This window comes from Cohnella sp. LGH (assembly GCF_017671885.1).
Lineage (GTDB): Bacteria > Bacillota > Bacilli > Paenibacillales > Paenibacillaceae > Cohnella > Cohnella phaseoli.
On sequence record NZ_CP072117.1, the window covers coordinates 3621824 to 3636918 of the forward strand.

At 53.0% G+C, this 15095-nt stretch carries 10 protein-coding genes; 3 read left to right on the top strand and 7 right to left on the bottom strand.

The features are described 5' to 3' along the window. Positions 1–194: 194 nt before the first annotated feature. Positions 195–842, top strand: coding sequence for a C40 family peptidase (locus tag J4772_RS15390; protein ID WP_209075944.1), 648 nt, complete (start codon positions 195–197; stop codon positions 840–842). Here J4772_RS15390 and J4772_RS15395 read toward each other — a convergent pair. The 7 genes from J4772_RS15395 to J4772_RS15425 form a co-directional block, all read right to left on the bottom strand. Further along, on the bottom strand, positions 839–3019 hold the full coding sequence (locus J4772_RS15395) for a discoidin domain-containing protein (RefSeq protein ID WP_209075946.1): 2181 nt from the start codon (positions 3017–3019) through the stop codon (positions 839–841). The two genes, J4772_RS15390 and J4772_RS15395, sit on opposite strands and share 4 nt — an antisense overlap. A gap of 51 nt (positions 3020–3070) precedes the next feature. Then, positions 3071–4687 carry an S-layer homology domain-containing protein gene (locus tag J4772_RS15400; RefSeq protein WP_209075947.1) on the bottom strand — a complete coding sequence of 539 codons (1617 nt, stop codon included), beginning with the start codon at positions 4685–4687 and terminating at the stop codon, positions 3071–3073. Between the two features lie 15 nt (positions 4688–4702). Next, positions 4703–5356: a hypothetical protein gene (locus J4772_RS15405; RefSeq protein WP_209075949.1), complete on the bottom strand. Its 654-nt coding sequence runs from the start codon at positions 5354–5356 to the stop codon at positions 4703–4705. A 24-nt stretch (positions 5357–5380) separates the two neighbouring features. Then, positions 5381–8152, bottom strand: a complete 2772-nt coding sequence (locus J4772_RS15410) for a discoidin domain-containing protein (RefSeq protein WP_209075951.1) — start codon at positions 8150–8152, stop codon at positions 5381–5383. 89 nt (positions 8153–8241) lie between these two features. Then, on the bottom strand, positions 8242–9093 hold the full coding sequence (locus J4772_RS15415) for a carbohydrate ABC transporter permease (RefSeq protein WP_116063098.1): 852 nt from the start codon (positions 9091–9093) through the stop codon (positions 8242–8244). Beyond that, positions 9093–9971, bottom strand: coding sequence for a carbohydrate ABC transporter permease (locus J4772_RS15420; protein ID WP_209075953.1), 879 nt, complete (start codon positions 9969–9971; stop codon positions 9093–9095). Before J4772_RS15420 ends, J4772_RS15415 begins: the two co-directional genes overlap by 1 nt. Positions 9972–10058: 87 nt before the next feature. Beyond that, positions 10059–11429 (bottom strand): ABC transporter substrate-binding protein, encoded by a 1371-nt coding sequence (locus J4772_RS15425; RefSeq protein ID WP_209075955.1) that lies wholly within the window; start codon positions 11427–11429, stop codon positions 10059–10061. A gap of 211 nt (positions 11430–11640) precedes the next feature. Here J4772_RS15425 and J4772_RS15430 point away from each other — a divergent pair, with 211 nt between their 5' ends. Both J4772_RS15430 and J4772_RS15435 read left to right on the top strand, forming a co-directional pair. Continuing rightward, entirely contained in the window at positions 11641–13455 is a 1815-nt protein-coding gene (locus tag J4772_RS15430; RefSeq protein WP_209075957.1) for a cache domain-containing sensor histidine kinase, read from the top strand. A 1-nt stretch (position 13456) separates the two neighbouring features. Further along, on the top strand, positions 13457–15067 hold the full coding sequence (locus J4772_RS15435; RefSeq protein WP_209075959.1) for a response regulator: 1611 nt from the start codon (positions 13457–13459) through the stop codon (positions 15065–15067). The last annotated feature ends 28 nt before the right edge of the window (positions 15068–15095 follow it).

Sequence of the window (15095 nt, forward strand, 5' to 3'; positions counted from 1 at the left end):
GTCGTCATCCTCCTCTGTCCCCCGTTTGTCAAGCGCCTCCGGATGTGAAAAATCTCATCGTATTCTAAGAATGGGGCCGAGCCCCTTGGAAGACGCATTTTTCGCTTATTAGTAGAAAATGATGGGTCAAAATGATGTGGTAAAGTGGGTTGCAGAGGAAAGACGAAGGAAAAAACAAAAGGAGGCATTTCAATATGAAATATCCGATTGCTAAATATAAATTCAACAAAGTCGTACTGGGCGCGACGCTCGGTCTGACGATCGCTTTCTCCGCAGGAACGATGTTCGCGGATGGCCATGCCGCCCACGCCGCGGCAGCCGCCGTTCAGACGACAGCCGCTAACAGCGCGGCGCATTCGATCGCGGACGACGTCATCGCCGTAGGAAAGAAGTTTATGGGCGTCCGTTATTTATACGGAGCCGAGTCGGATCGTACCGATGCGTTTGACTGCTCTTCGTTTACCCAGTACGTCTTCAACCAGAACGGAATTAGCATTCCCCGTTCTTCGCGACAACAAGCGCAAGTCGGCGTATACGTTCCGAAGAGCCAGCTTCAGGCGGGCGACCTGATCTTCTCCGACACGAACCGCGACGGCGTCATTAATCACGTCAGCCTCTATATCGGAGACGGCAAAATTCTTCACACGTACAGAGTCGGCATCGGCGTCACGATTTCTGAATTCGAGGGCAGCACTTGGGACAAAACTTATGTGACGGCACGCCGTGTCATTCCCGCCGATGCGTCGTCCGACAACGGACAGTCGCAGACGGATCAAGCTACGACGACGGACGACAAGGAATCGACGGATATGAATGACAGCGGCCTCTTCTTCTTCTATTAGTAGCTATAAACCTCCAGTTCGTTCACCCGGGCGTAGCTGCTTGCGGCGTCGCCCTGGGTGCTATATACGCGAATTTTGGAGCCGGTCACGGCAGCGAACATATGTGTCCGGTGCGCGGATGAATTGCCGGTCACAGCCGGGAAAGCGTTTACCCAGGATGAACCGTTCCACACCTGGATCTGGTACCCTCTGAGCTCGTACCCGCTTGTCGTATACAGCTCCACCCGGCCGAAGGTTTTATTTGAGCCAAAGTCGATCTCAATCCATTGCGGCATTGCGGGCGATGCGCTTGCCCAACCGTTAAAATCGGTCGAAGCAATGCCGTCGTTGACTTTGGAAGCCGCATACCCGTTGGCGGTATCCGTACCGGATGCCGCTGCCGTGCCGCTCCTGGCTATATTCGTTAACGTATACAAGAGCGTCACCGGACCATACGCGCGATTGCCGGCAATCCCGCTGCTCCATCCGCCGCCATTGTTATAGATAGATCCGTTCACCGTCCCTGTCCCAAGCGCGATCGTCGTATCGTCGCTATGCCAGTAATCTCCGCCGTAATCTTCGGTGCTGGTTAGCAAATATGACGTGGCTGGCTGCAGACTGACGTTTGCAGCCAGCTTGCAGTATTGATAACCTTGCGAATCCGGAACAGCGGTCGAAGTGCTGACACTGCACGCTCCGACCAACGACTTGTCGCTGTCCTTTCGCAGCTTGAGCGTATGTGTCTTGTAATTTCCGGCCACCGCCTTCCTGCCCAATCCTTGCAGGGTAATCTCCGTAGCACCCGTCGTAAATTTGAAGCCGACTTCCCCGTTGCTGTCATTGCGGAGCGTTCCCGGCACTTGCGACGTCACCAGCTCGGTACCCGCAGGAACTCCAATGACCAATGGAGGCACCGGCACGAAGCTTGGGCTTACCGTGTTCGCCGTATTTTTCGCAAACACAAATTCTCCGTAACTTCCCCCATACGTACTGCGAGCAAAACTGTTGTTGAACACGTTGTTCGTTACGATGCCGCTGCCTCCGGCAAAATAAATCCCTTCGCTGCTGTTGCCGGGATTGTTGCCATAGTGACTCACAATGTTGTTGTCGATGACGGTATCGATGTCCGGCAGACCCGAATTGTTATAGTGGAAAATACCTGCTCCTGCCGTGTTGCGAATGTTCATGTTGCGGAGCGATATGTTCTTCCCGACGCCCTCGAAGTCGAAGCCTACGCCGTCATAATTCTGGTCGGGATGTCGGCTCACATTGACGATTTCGCCGCCGATCACTTCTACGTTCTTCGAGTAGGCGATAACAAAACCAGCGGACCCAAACGGATTGGACACCCCTCCGATATTTTTCGCAACCAGATTCGTAAAGACGCCTCCATCAACAAACAAAGCGTTAAATCCCCACATGCCTCCTCCATCGATCGTTAAATCCTGCATGATGACTTTCTTCACCCACAGGTGCTCGGAAGGATTAAAGCCGGTAACCGGCGCACCGAACCATGTCGCCGTATCGCAATTGTAGAAATTGACATTCTTGATCGTCAGATTGGTGAGAGCAGTTAATCTCCCGGGCGCATTAACCTTGTCCGAATAGGGCGGCGAGACCGCATCTGCCATCGTCTTGACGCTGATCCCGGCAGAGGTGTGATTATAAGACGTTGGCGCACTGTTGTATGCCGAAGTCATATTGCGGATCGTCAAATTCTCGATCCAAATATAATCCTTATTATAAACATGATCATATTGAAGCCTAATCCTTTCCCATGCGTTAGACAATTCGAGATTGGCGATTTTCCACCCCCCCTTACCATTTAAGAGAACGGCAATTGAATCTATCGTTCCGGGAGCAATGATCGGCTTGTTCCCCGTACTGTAGGAGGACAACAGAATAGGCTGGCTTGCCGTACCTTCCCCTTGAAGATTCAATGTCTGACCGGTCCAAGCTGCACCGCTCTTGAGTAGAACTTGGTCGCCGGCGGAAAAGGTCTTGGCGTTAACCGGCGTAAAATCGCACCAAGGAGCAGCCGTTGACGTTCCGGCCCCGGCATTGTTGCAGCCGGAACCGCTCTGATTGTTGACGTAATACACGGCCGCGCTGGCCTCCCCAGGTTTCACCAACAGTAAAACGGCAACGAATGCGGCAGCGAAAAACAACATCCCCAGCATTTGACGCTTGCTCGACATAGTAGAGCCTCCCTTTGTCAGTCGGATAGATGTATCAGCGCCGAAGTTCGTCTACTCCTGCAGCTGGTAAAGCCGATAAATGAATACGGCCGCTTCCGCTCTGCTCGTAAGCGAGCCTGGTCTGAACCTGTTCCCGTCCCCTTGGATAAGCCCTTGGGCAGTCAACGCAGCGACGCCTTCCTTGGCATATTCGGCAAGGTTGGCCGCATCCTCGTAACCGTCCAGCATGTCCCTTTCGGACGGGAGAATGACATTCGCGGCCGCAAGCGCGCGGTACGCCAGAACGGCCATTTCCTGTCTCGTGATTGGAGCATCAGGCTTGAAACGGTTACCGGCATCCCCCTTGGCAATGCCAAGCTCTCTAGCCGTCTGCACCGCTGACGCATAATAAGCAAAGGACGGAACATCGGAGAACTGGCTCCGGGCTCCCTCTCCATCTGCGAGCTCCAGCGTCTTCATTAGCAACACGAGGAAGTCCGCTCTCTTCACCGGCAAGTCCGGTCCGTAACGGCTCGCAGACAGGCCGTTCACGATTCCTTTGCCGGCAAGCGCCTCCACGGATTTCCTGGCCCAAGGCACTCCGGTCAAATCGGCGAAGCTTTTGGCGCTATAGGCGATAGCGAAGGAACTGAAATGCTTCGTCCGGAAGGTCAGGCCTGACCGCGACGCATCGTATCGTCCGTTAGGGACGACAACTGCTTTCCCGGTCTCGTCGATGTACCAGACGACAAGCTTCTCCGGACTGAGCGACTCGTGCGAAGAAGGCGTATAAGGAATCGTCACGCGGGCGGGCGACCGGTTATTCCGCCAATGAACCCGCTGGCCGTTGACGCTCATATTCAATTCCAGCACAGGCCTGTCGCCGATCCCCTCCGTCAAGACGCTGTCCCGATCCTTCCATTCCTGCAAGGAAAAAGAGAATTCCACGACATCGGCGGCCTTGAGCTTCAAGTCATGAAGCATATCCCCGGATACAACCAAGTTTCCGTGAGGTGTGGACAACGTCCAGCTCACCCCTCTGTCCTCCGCGCTCAGCGCTTCGGAAGGCAGTTTGATCCGATACGCCTGCGCGCCAGGAGCCGTCTGCATGCGCACGATCAAATGCCTGACTCCCTGGTCGTCCGGCTTGGCCAGTTGTACCGCTTGACGGAACAGTGTCGCCGCGATGGAAAGCTGCGACGACCGACCCGCTTCGTCATAAACGGCGGGAGGCTTCAAGATAACCCCGCCTGAGGAAGTCAACTCAAGAAGCGCTTCCGTAACCGCTCCTGGTTGTGCCGGGGGCTGAACCGGAGGCCCCCCGGGAACGACGGAGGATTCAGTGTACGTGTAGAGCGTCTCCAGTCGGGGAGCATTGGGGCCGGAAGAATAACCGATCGCGCTAATCCTGTACGAACCCGCCTCCAAGGCTTGGGACTGATAGACAAACTGGAAGCTTCCCTGCGCATCACTCTTCGTTTGATTGAAATAAGCCAGCTTGCCGTCCGGATCGATAACCGTAATCAGGACATCCTGGTTAGCCGCGGCGGCTAAACGTCCCTTAATGGTAACTGACAAGTCGGAAGAACGAATGGAAACGGCCAATCCATCCTCTTCCGCCGCTGCTGCGAATCCCGGGGCGGTAAACAAGAGCAATGCCGCCAATATGGCTAGTATCCTTTTTCTCATCGGGCATTCTCTCCTTTATTCTGAAGTCAGGACTGCCGCTTCGCTAAGCACCGCCGACGGGGCCATTAGATCGCTGCCGCCGATCACGAAGATTTTGGCCTTGTAGCCGGCAATCGCTTCCGGCAGCTTAAAGCCGGCGGACAAGGAGCCGGTTTCGCCCGGCGCCAGAGTTCTCGTATTGTACGAGAAGCTGACCAATGCTCCGTCCGTTCCTGTATGATCGTATAGCCCAACGACCATCGTGATCGTACGGCTGGCATTCGACAGATTGGTAAATTGGGCGTTGCCGGTCAGCAATTGACCTCCTTCAAGCACAGCCGGATTCGTCACGCTCCCGACTTTGAAGGAAGAATCGATCGAATATTCCGCATTCGTCTTCACAGTGTAAACGACGGCGCCGAGACCTTCCGTCGACGTGAGCACGAGCTTCATTCCGTTCTCCAGCTTGCCGCTGGTAACAAGAGTTGACCCATCCGCCTTGTACAGAGCGAACGTTGCGTTCACGACAGCCAGCTTACTCTTAAACGTATCGACCGCTTCTCCGGTCGGTACGCCGGACACGGTCATTCGCTTGTCATCGATCTCGTAAGCCGATGACGTGAGAATCGCTTCATTCGTATAGACTTTGAACTCCTTGGCCGTAGCCCAGTTACCCCAGCCTTCAATCATTGTGAGCTTTACATAGCGGTAAGTTCACTCGACCGCATGCGTGAATGACGGCCCCTGTTCGGTATTCGCCGTTTGATCTACGATCGTCGTCCAGTCTTCTCCATTAAGAGAGCCTTGAACGGTATATTTCCAGGGATCGTTCGTCAGGAACAGCTGATCGATTCCGCTCAAGCTGTAGGCTCTGCCCAAGTCCACCTCCAGCCATTGCGGCAAGTCTCCGTTGGCGGCTACCCAGGAAGTCGCTTCATTGCCGTCGATTGCCATCAAAGGCGAGGAACTGGGCGCATTGTTGCTAGAAGCCGTAATGATTTTGCCGCGGGAGACGACCGCATCGGCCTCCTGTTTCTCCGCGAAGATTACGGTGCGATAAGCGGAAGCGTCTCCAATCGCATTTTCGCCTTGTCCGAAGTTGGTCAGAATGCCCTTCAATTGACCGTTAGCCTTGAAATCTCCGATCATTAGACCTATGCCCATTTTCATGCCCGGGACGACTTGGAAAGACTCTCCGTTTTTCTTCAATGCGTCCCAGGGGATGAAGGCTTCCAATGCATAACCGTCTCCTGTCAGCTTACCCGCAACCTTCACGCCTGCCCGGTAATCGGAACTTCCCCATTTCCAATGCTCGAACCATGTTCCGGCCCCTGAATGATCGGCTCCCGAGGTTGGAACGAAATCGAAAATGTAAGCGTCGGCCGTACCGCTGGTCTTCTTGTTAAGCGGATCAAGCGTCACCTGAATCACATCGTTGTTATTCAACGGATCTCCCGTCCCGTAGGGATTGAAGTACTCGCTATCCTTTACTTCTCCCGCCAAATACAGACCAAACCGATCCCAGATCAGTCTGAGCTCGCCGGTCAAATCCGTGTGCGCGCCTCCTCCGATCAGGCTGCCGTCGCCATTGGCGACCTGCTTCTCGTAGCTCATCTCAATGATGTCGGCAGAGCTCCATTCTTCCGAACCCACGTTGCCGTCAAGCTTCGGCGCAGCGCTGGTCTTGTTAACGGTCATGGGCGCCGTCGCCTTGCTTGCACCGAAGAAAACGCCGCTGATCACCGCGCGCTCTCCTTCCACAACTGTGGTTTTCACCTTCACCGGACCAGCCGCATTGAACACATAGTACTTGCCTTCGCCGAAATCGGAAATTTCCTTCTCCGCGATCAAGACCTCTTCGCCGGCACCTTCAACCCAAACTTTCTGTTTCAGACCCGATCTGTTCCAGTCCACCATATACAGCGCAATTTGATGGACAAGACCGTCCTTCAGGTTGAGATCGTAAACCAGTTCCGCTCCTCGGTCGGCATATACGGCTGCAGCCCTCCTGTGCTCGCCTTTCGCATCGGTAAGAGCCCGATAGTCCGCACTGTCGGTTTCCCATACGACGCTGTCCGTTTGCCCGCTTACGGCGAATTCCACATAATCCGGCAGCTTGTCCTCCCCTTGCTCTATCCGGTAGCCTTCCTTGCCGAATCGGTCTCTCCAATTGCCTGCCAGAACGTCTTCCATCCGGATGAAATCCGCCCGATTGACGTCGGGAATATAGGTCATGTTCTCGAGCGTAAATCCAGTCGTCGGCCCTTCGATAAACGGGCTGTTCGAGCTTCCCCGATCGATCGTCGCGTTCTTGATCGTCCCCGTTCCGCTATCGGGGAAGAACTTGATGCCGCCGCTGGAATTGCCCGGGCTTCTGCCAAAATTCGTTATCGTCACTGTGTCGGCGTGCGCACCTGCCGTTCCGCCGACGCCGCCGTTATTGAAGATCATGAGACCTGCGCCGTCCGTGCCGTCGATGACGGCGTTCCTCAGCATAATATTCGAAGCCTCCAGACCGCCCTCGAAATCGAATCCTACGCCGTCGTATCCCTGCGCACCTTTGCTGACATTGTGGATGTTCACGCCGTCGAAGACCATGTCTCTGGAATACGCGACGACGATCCCTCCGATCCCGTAAGGATTTACTCCGTCGCTGTCCGCACTGACAATTCCCACATTCGCAGTGCTGATGTCGGTTACCGTCGCGTTGACCATAAAGTTGAAATTATAGCCCCACTGCTTGGAATTGGTCGAAGTGAGATCTTGAATCGTAATGTCGCCGAATCGGGCGTTAATCCCGAATCCTGCGGAATTGGTATGGCGGGATATGGCTCCCTGCCATAACGGCGAATTGATGCGATCAAAAACAATAGATTTCATCGTTATATTTTTCAGGTGAAAAGTCGAGGCGGCCTGATTGCCCATCCAGGCAATTCCTACGGAGAAATGATTGTACTTGTTGGGATTGCTATTATACGTATCGTCCATATCATGGATGAACAGATCTTCCAGCCAGATGAATTCCATGTTGTACACATTGTCGTATTCCAGATTAATTCCCATCATCGCCTTCTCCAGTTCAAGCCCCGTCACTTTCCAGCCTGCTTCGTTATGAAGAGTAATCGCCGAGGAATCGACGATCTGCGGGGAAATTACCGGTTTGCTTCCGATACCGTATGCGGACAAGGTGATCGGATTCGTCGCCGTACCGCTGCCATGGAGGACTAATGTTTCATTCGTCCACCTCTCCCCCGCCTTCAACAAAATCCGGTCTCCGGGTTCAAATGTCATTCCCGACACTTTCGCAAGCGTTTGCCATGGCGTATCTTCCGTCAGACCGTCGTTGGCATCGTCTCCCCCGGACTGGCTGACATAATAGACGGTTCCCGGATCTTCGGCATGGGCGGCAGGAACATGACCGGATAAAATTAGGTTAAAACTCAACAAACCGGCGAGAAAAAAAGAAAGCAATGAAATTCGTTTCATAGGTTTCGACCTCCACAGAGTAAGATAACGCTTTCAATTCGTACTGAAGGGATACGGCATACTGCCGACTATCCCCCTAAATTTAACACCTAGCCTTTGACCGAACCGACAACCATCCCTTTGAGCAAGTAGCGTTGAGTCAACAGAAAGAAAAGGATCATTGGGATCGCAGAAACGAAACATAAGGCATATACCGGTCCCCAGTCTACCGTATTGTTAGACCCCATGAACGAATAGATGGACATCATAAGCGGTGCGACCTTCGTTGAATTCAAGTAGATCAACGGGCCCTGGAAATCGTTCCAGTACCAGTAGATTGTCGTCGTAACGATCGTCGCCGTCGCAGGCATCAGCAGCGGAAAAATGATGCGGAAGAACGTCTCATACCGTCCGCAGCCGTCAATGAAAGCCGACTCCTCCAGCGCGTAAGGGATGGTCTTCGTAAATGCGGCGAAAAACAGCGACGCAAACGCCGTACCGCCTGCGACGTAAATGATAATCAGATAGGGCACCGTGTTGATCATTTGCGTGGCGACCCCCAGCTTGTAGAGCGGCAGCATGCTGGTCTGCGCAGGGATGATCTGGCCGGCCGCGAACAGAACATATAGCATTTTGATCATCTTCCGATTGGATCGGCTAATCATATACCCGGCCAACGAAGAGAACAGGACGATGAAAAACAGCGTAGCGACGCAAATGAAAATCGTCAGCAGCAAGGAGGCCGTAAAATCTGTGTTTTTGAACATTTTCGTATAGTTGTCGAAATTCGTCAGATCCGGCATATGGAACGCGTCGAAAATATGATCTTTGTCTTTGAACGTATTCAGGAAAAATAAGAGAAACGGGGCAAGAAACACGAGCGCCAACAAATACGAAGCGGCTTGCGCAGCCGTGCTTCCCGTTCTCCGTCTCTTATTCGCCGCAGCAGCGGAAGAGTTCATCAGAGCTGTACCTCCCTGCTCGTCGTCATCTTCAGCTGCACGATGGAAACGATAGCAACGAACAGGAACAAGAGCACTCCTCCTGCCGTCGCGTATCCATAGTTACTATAGCTGAACGCCTGCTTGTAGATAATCATGGCGATCGTGTTGGAGGCGTCGCCCGGACCGCCGTTGGTCATAATAAACGGAAGATCGAACAACTTGAGCGTCGTTGTCAGTCCCAGAAAGGTTACGATCGTAATCGACGGCATCAGCAATGGGAACGTAATCGCCTTAAACCTGGCCCATGCTCCTGCCCCGTCCAATTCAGAGGCTTCATAGAGTTCGGCCGGGATGGAGTTTAGCCCGGCCAGAAATACGATAACCCCGAAGCCGACGCCGCCCCAGACCATGATTACGATCAACGCGGGAACGACGGTATCATAATTGCCAAGCCATTCTCTCGCAAGCGACGGTAGGCCCAGCGATCGCAGCAGCTGATTAATCGCCCCGTCGTTATGATAGATTAGCGTCCATACGATCGACATCGTCACAAAGCTGACGACTCCCGGCAAGTAAAAAATCGTGCGCAGCGCGGACTGCATTTTCCCCGCGCGATTTAACGCCAGAGCGAGCAGCAGACTTAGAACATTACTGATCAGCAGACCCGCCAGGGCGAACACGAACGTATTCTTAAGCGCGATTGTGAAGCTCTCTTCCTTGAACAGGTTGACGAAGTTGTCGAATCCGATAAATACCGGGTTCGTAATCCCATCCCATTGCGTGAAAGAATAGTAGAGCGAGCTGACGAACGGCCATACTACAATGATAAGGAACAAGATCAGAGCAGGTCCGATGAACGAAAGCTCGATCAACCCGTTTTTCTTACCGGAATTCATAAGGCATCCCCGCTTTCGGCTTGACGCTACTGGTTGTGTTATTGCAAAGGGAGACAGCATCCCGCCGCCTCCCTCTCTCTTCTCCGCTTATTCCGGCGCCGCTACCAGCCCTTTGTCCCGCTGGAACGCCGTATCGGCTTCATCGAGCCAGGAAGGTTCAAATACTCTGCCCGACAGCATTTTGGTGAAGATTTTACCGTAAATATCACCGATCGAAGTCGGCATGAATTGTCCCGGAATGATGCTCTTGGTCGTACCGATGACATTCAGGAAATCCTTGTTTCCAATCTCGGCGTAGTCAATATCGATACCCTTAATCGCCGGGAAGACACCCGCATCCTTGTCGCGAATAATGATCGCTTCCGGATCGTGCATGGCGATGACCAGGTCCTTCGCCCGCTGAACATTGCTCGCCTTGGCGTTAACGCCGGTCAGCACCCCGGCCGTCACGCCCAACACCGGTTCGCCCTTGTCGCTTGGCAGCGCGAAGAATCCGGTTTCCATCCCGCCCTTGTCTTTCATCTCGCTGTTGACCAATCCGCCGATGTAAGCCCCGTGGATAATCATAGCCGCTTTGCCTTCCTCGAAGTCCTTGCGCTGCAAATCCCAACCGTTGCTGAGAGCGCCCTTGCCGAAGTATTCATTGTCTACAAGCAGCTGAAGCTTGGCGAAGGCCGCCTGGAGCTCCGGCCCGTTCAGCTTCTTCGTGCCTTGATAGACCTCCGTCTCGAACGTCTCGCTGCCATACTCGTTTGGCAAGAAAACACCGACGGTCATGTTCGCCACCCAGGCGTCTTTGAAGCCGCTTGCGAACGGCGCGATTCCTTTGGTTTTCAAGTCCGCCGCCACTTGCAGCAGCTCGTCCCACGTCTTCGGCACGGAAATGCCGTTCTCCTCGAACATTTTGCGGTTATACCAGACGCCGTTGCTGTTCAGATCGAACGGGACCGCATAGACCTTGCCGTCGTATGAGCTCTGGATCTTCGCCGCGCCGTCGATCTTCGTCACGAAATCCATGTCGGACAGATCGGCAATATATCCAGCCTTGGCGAACAAGGGGAGCTGAGCCGGCTGGAATTGAATGACGTCCGCGCCGGAGTGCGACGCCATCTGCGCCTTCAGCAGATCGAAATACTTCTCGCCGGGCGAGTTTCTGTATTCGATCGTCGCATTGGGATATTTGACTTTGTAGGCTTTCTCGAAAGCCTCTCGGTAGGCTTGGACGATCCCGAGCGGCTCGTCGGCCAGATTCCAGCTGGCTACGGAGATCGTGAATGCTTCCGCGTCCTGAACGGATTCCGATCCCTCCTGCGTCTGGCCCCCGCTTGCTCCCGAAGTCTCGCTAGATCCAGTCGGACTGGCTGCCGGCGTATTCCCGGCATCGTTGTTCGACCCGCAGCCTGCGATAACTCCGATCGCTAGCGTAGCCGTCAAAATCGAGATGAATGGTTTTTTCATTTGCAAAGCCCCTCCTCTGTCGTCGTGAATCCTCTCTGTTCGCGTCTTGCTTCTCTATTGTAAGCATGGCTATCGTCTGAAAGTAGAATCAAATATTTGATAATAGGAGTATTTTTTTGACCCGTTTCCCCCTGCTCTCCCACGGCAGAATCAAGTCATGGTATGATGTCAGCACAAGCTCAAGAGGACTACATGACAGGAGACAGCATCTATGCGCAATTGGCGGTTTCTCCTCAAGAACACCATCGCCTTCCGTTTGTTCGTTATCTATTTTGTTGTAATCTCGGTGCCTTTATTTCTCTACGGATTCCTGTCCTACAGCCTGTCGGCGCGCAACGCGGAAGCCGACTATATCCGCAACAAAGTCAACATCTCCTCTCAAATCATGCGCAATATCGACGAAAATGTCCTAGTGCTGCAGAAGCAATCCGCTTCTCTATTTCTGATCAACAAAGAGATCAACTACCTCTTAAACGCCGATCCGACGGACAGAAGCGATACGTTCTTCGAGGTTAAAGAACGCCTTGACAACTTTTTCCTTGCGGTGCTCCAGATGAACGACAAGCTGAACGGCATTAGTCTGTTGGACGCCGAAGGCGAAGTCAAATACGCGATCAACATTCAGGGGAAAAATTCAATCTCCGGCTCCGAGAAAGAGGAGATTTGGTTCAAGGAGACGCTGGCGCTGAACGGCGCTCCCTATTTCATCGATCCGCACACGAATGATTTCATCCTGTATTTGACGAATGAAACGAAGCCGACCGTTATCTCGGTTGCCCAATCCATCATGGATTATTATGCCAACAGGACCATCGGCGTGCTGCTCGTCGATCAGAATACGCAGCAGTTCTTCGATGATATCGCAACCGTCAATTTGCAGCAGGGCGAACAAGTCGCCATCATCAGCCGGACGGGTAAGTTGATTTATTCCAACATTCCCTTGGACGAGCCCGAGAAGCAGGCCATTTTGGATGCCGTGCAGTCCGAAGGACAAACCCCGGCAAGAATTAATCTGGACGGCCGGCAGGAACTGCTGATCGCCAGCAAACCTTCGCAATACGGGTTTCAGGTAATTTCCCTGCTTCCGGTTGCCGAGCTGCAGAAGAAGAGCGCCTATCTCAAAAACATGAATTTAATCATGCTGCCGATCGTTACCGGGATCGTCTTTTTTATCTCCATAGCCGTCTCCTATATGTTCGTTAAGCCGCTGCGCAGAATGATGCCGTCGTTCAAGAAGCTGGAGATGGGAATCTTCTCTACGCGGGTCCCGGTGAAGGGAACTCACGAGCTTGCCCAGATCAGCAGCGCCTTTAATCATATGGTGCAAAACATCGAAAACCTGATCAACCAGAAGTACGAGGCCAACCTGCTCCGCAAGCAGGCCGAATTCAGCGCATTGCAGAGCCAGATCAACCCGCATTTCCTTTACAATACTCTGTACGCGACGAAATCCGTCATCGACCGGAACGAGTATGATAAAGCCTCCGCGATGATTCAGAATCTGTCGGAAATATTCCGCTACAGCCTGAATCAGGGAAGCAGCTCCGTAAGCCTGCGCGAGGAAATCGATCATATCCGCAAGTATTTATACTTGCATGAGATCCGTTTCGCCGACAAATACACCGTACATTACGACATAGACGAATCGTTGTGGAACTGTCGTTTGCTTCGGCTCACCCTACAGCCGATCGTGGAGAACGCCATCGAGCACGGGCTGAAAGAGAAATCGTTCGGCGGCGAGATCCGCATCTCTGCCAAAGCATCCGGAGACAAGTGGCTGATCTATATTTACGATAACGGCCGGGGATTCTCGGAGCAAGCGCTCAGCCACTTCAATACGCTGCTGAAGCAACCTTACGATGAGCCCCTTTATTCCATGGAGCATATCGGCATCCGAAACGTCAATTCCCGCATTCAGCTTCAATACGGTCAGGAATTCGGACTAAAGATCGGCAGCAAGTCCGGTCTGCATACGACCATTAAAATCACGCTGCCTCTGCAGCGTACTCAGGAGGCGGATATGTAAGATGAATATTCTTATTGTCGAAGATGAGAGCCAGATCCGCTCGACTCTTCATGACTCTCTGCAAAGAATCGGCTTCACGGACATCTGGATGGCCCATGACGGCACGCAGGCGCTGGAAATGATCAAGAGCCGCAAATTCGATCTTATCCTCTCCGACATCCGCATGCCGGGAATGGACGGAATCGCGTTGCTGGAAACCGTACGAAGAGAATACAGCGACATTCTTTTTATCGTGCTTAGCGGATACGATTTATTCGAATACGCGCAGAAGGCGATCCGTCACAGCGCTTTCTCCTATTTGCTCAAACCTCTAAGCGACGAGGACTTGGAAACGGTCATGCGAGAAGCGCTCCGAGTGCTGAATCTGAAGCGCGAACTGTTCGAGGACGAGCTGAAAATCAAAATCAAGTTGAAACAAGGAACGACAGCGCTGCGCAGGCAGCTGCTGACAGAGGCGCTGAACGGACATGCGGATGAAAGCCAATTGGCTAGAAAATGCCAGGAATACGACCTTGAATTCACACATCCGCATTACTGCGTCTGGCTTGCGGGCATCGACAACTTAGACGAGCTTGCCCTCGCGATGTCCAATCCGGACCTCGAACTGCTGAAATACGGGCTGGAAAATATGTGTTCCGAGGTGTTCCGCGAGCGGGGATTCACGGCGGAGCCGTTCAAGTGGGAGGAAGGGGGCGGCTTCTTGCTAAACAGCGGCTCTCTCGACGAGAAAGGGGGATTTCCCGATATCGTCGGCCAGTCCTTGGCCCTTCGACAAATGGCACATACCTATTTGAAGCTGGATATTGCGGCAGCCATCGGTTCTGTAGAGTGCAGCTTGCCTGCCGCGGGAAATTCCTTCGATACGGCAAGAAGAGCTTACGCGCAGACGATCGCCGAGCCCCATGTCGACGGCGTATATGCCTATAGACCGGAAGAACCGATCCAACCGCTGCTTCTGGCTCTTGACCTCAAGCTGGAACAGGAACTGCTCGCCGTCTTCGACTCCTGTCAGTTTGAGGCGGGAATGCAGTTCATCGCAGATCGCTATCGGATCTTCGCGAAACCTTGCTCCTTCGAGATCAAAGATGTTCAGCAATTAAACTATCACCTGCTCATCCTCATCCATAAGATCATGAGCCAGCTTGGCTTCGATCCGGAAGCTGTGATGGGGGAGGAATACTATCTTTATACGAAGGTCAATCGCCTTAAGAGCATAGCCGCAATCATCGAATGGTTTCAGACATTGCTGCAAAGTTGCTTTGACTACATCTCCGAGAGATCTACCAGAAGCACAAAGAAGCTGGTGGACAAGGCCAAAGAATTTATGAGCGCCCATTTCCATGAAGAAATCGGCCTCGAGCTCGTCTCCGAACAGCTGCACATCAGTCCCGAGTATCTCAGTCGCGAATTCAAGAAGGAAAGCGGCGAGAACTTTATCGATTTCCTGCTCCGGCTAAGAATAAACAAGGCTAAAGAATATATGAGACAAGGAAACTATAAGACCTACGAGATCGCCAGACTTGTCGGATACCACGACGAAAAATACTTCTCTAAAGTCTTCAAGAAAACAACGGGTTTCACCCCAAGCGAGTACAGGTTCAGGAACACTTGATTTCTGAAGGTGAAAGGCGACAAGTCGC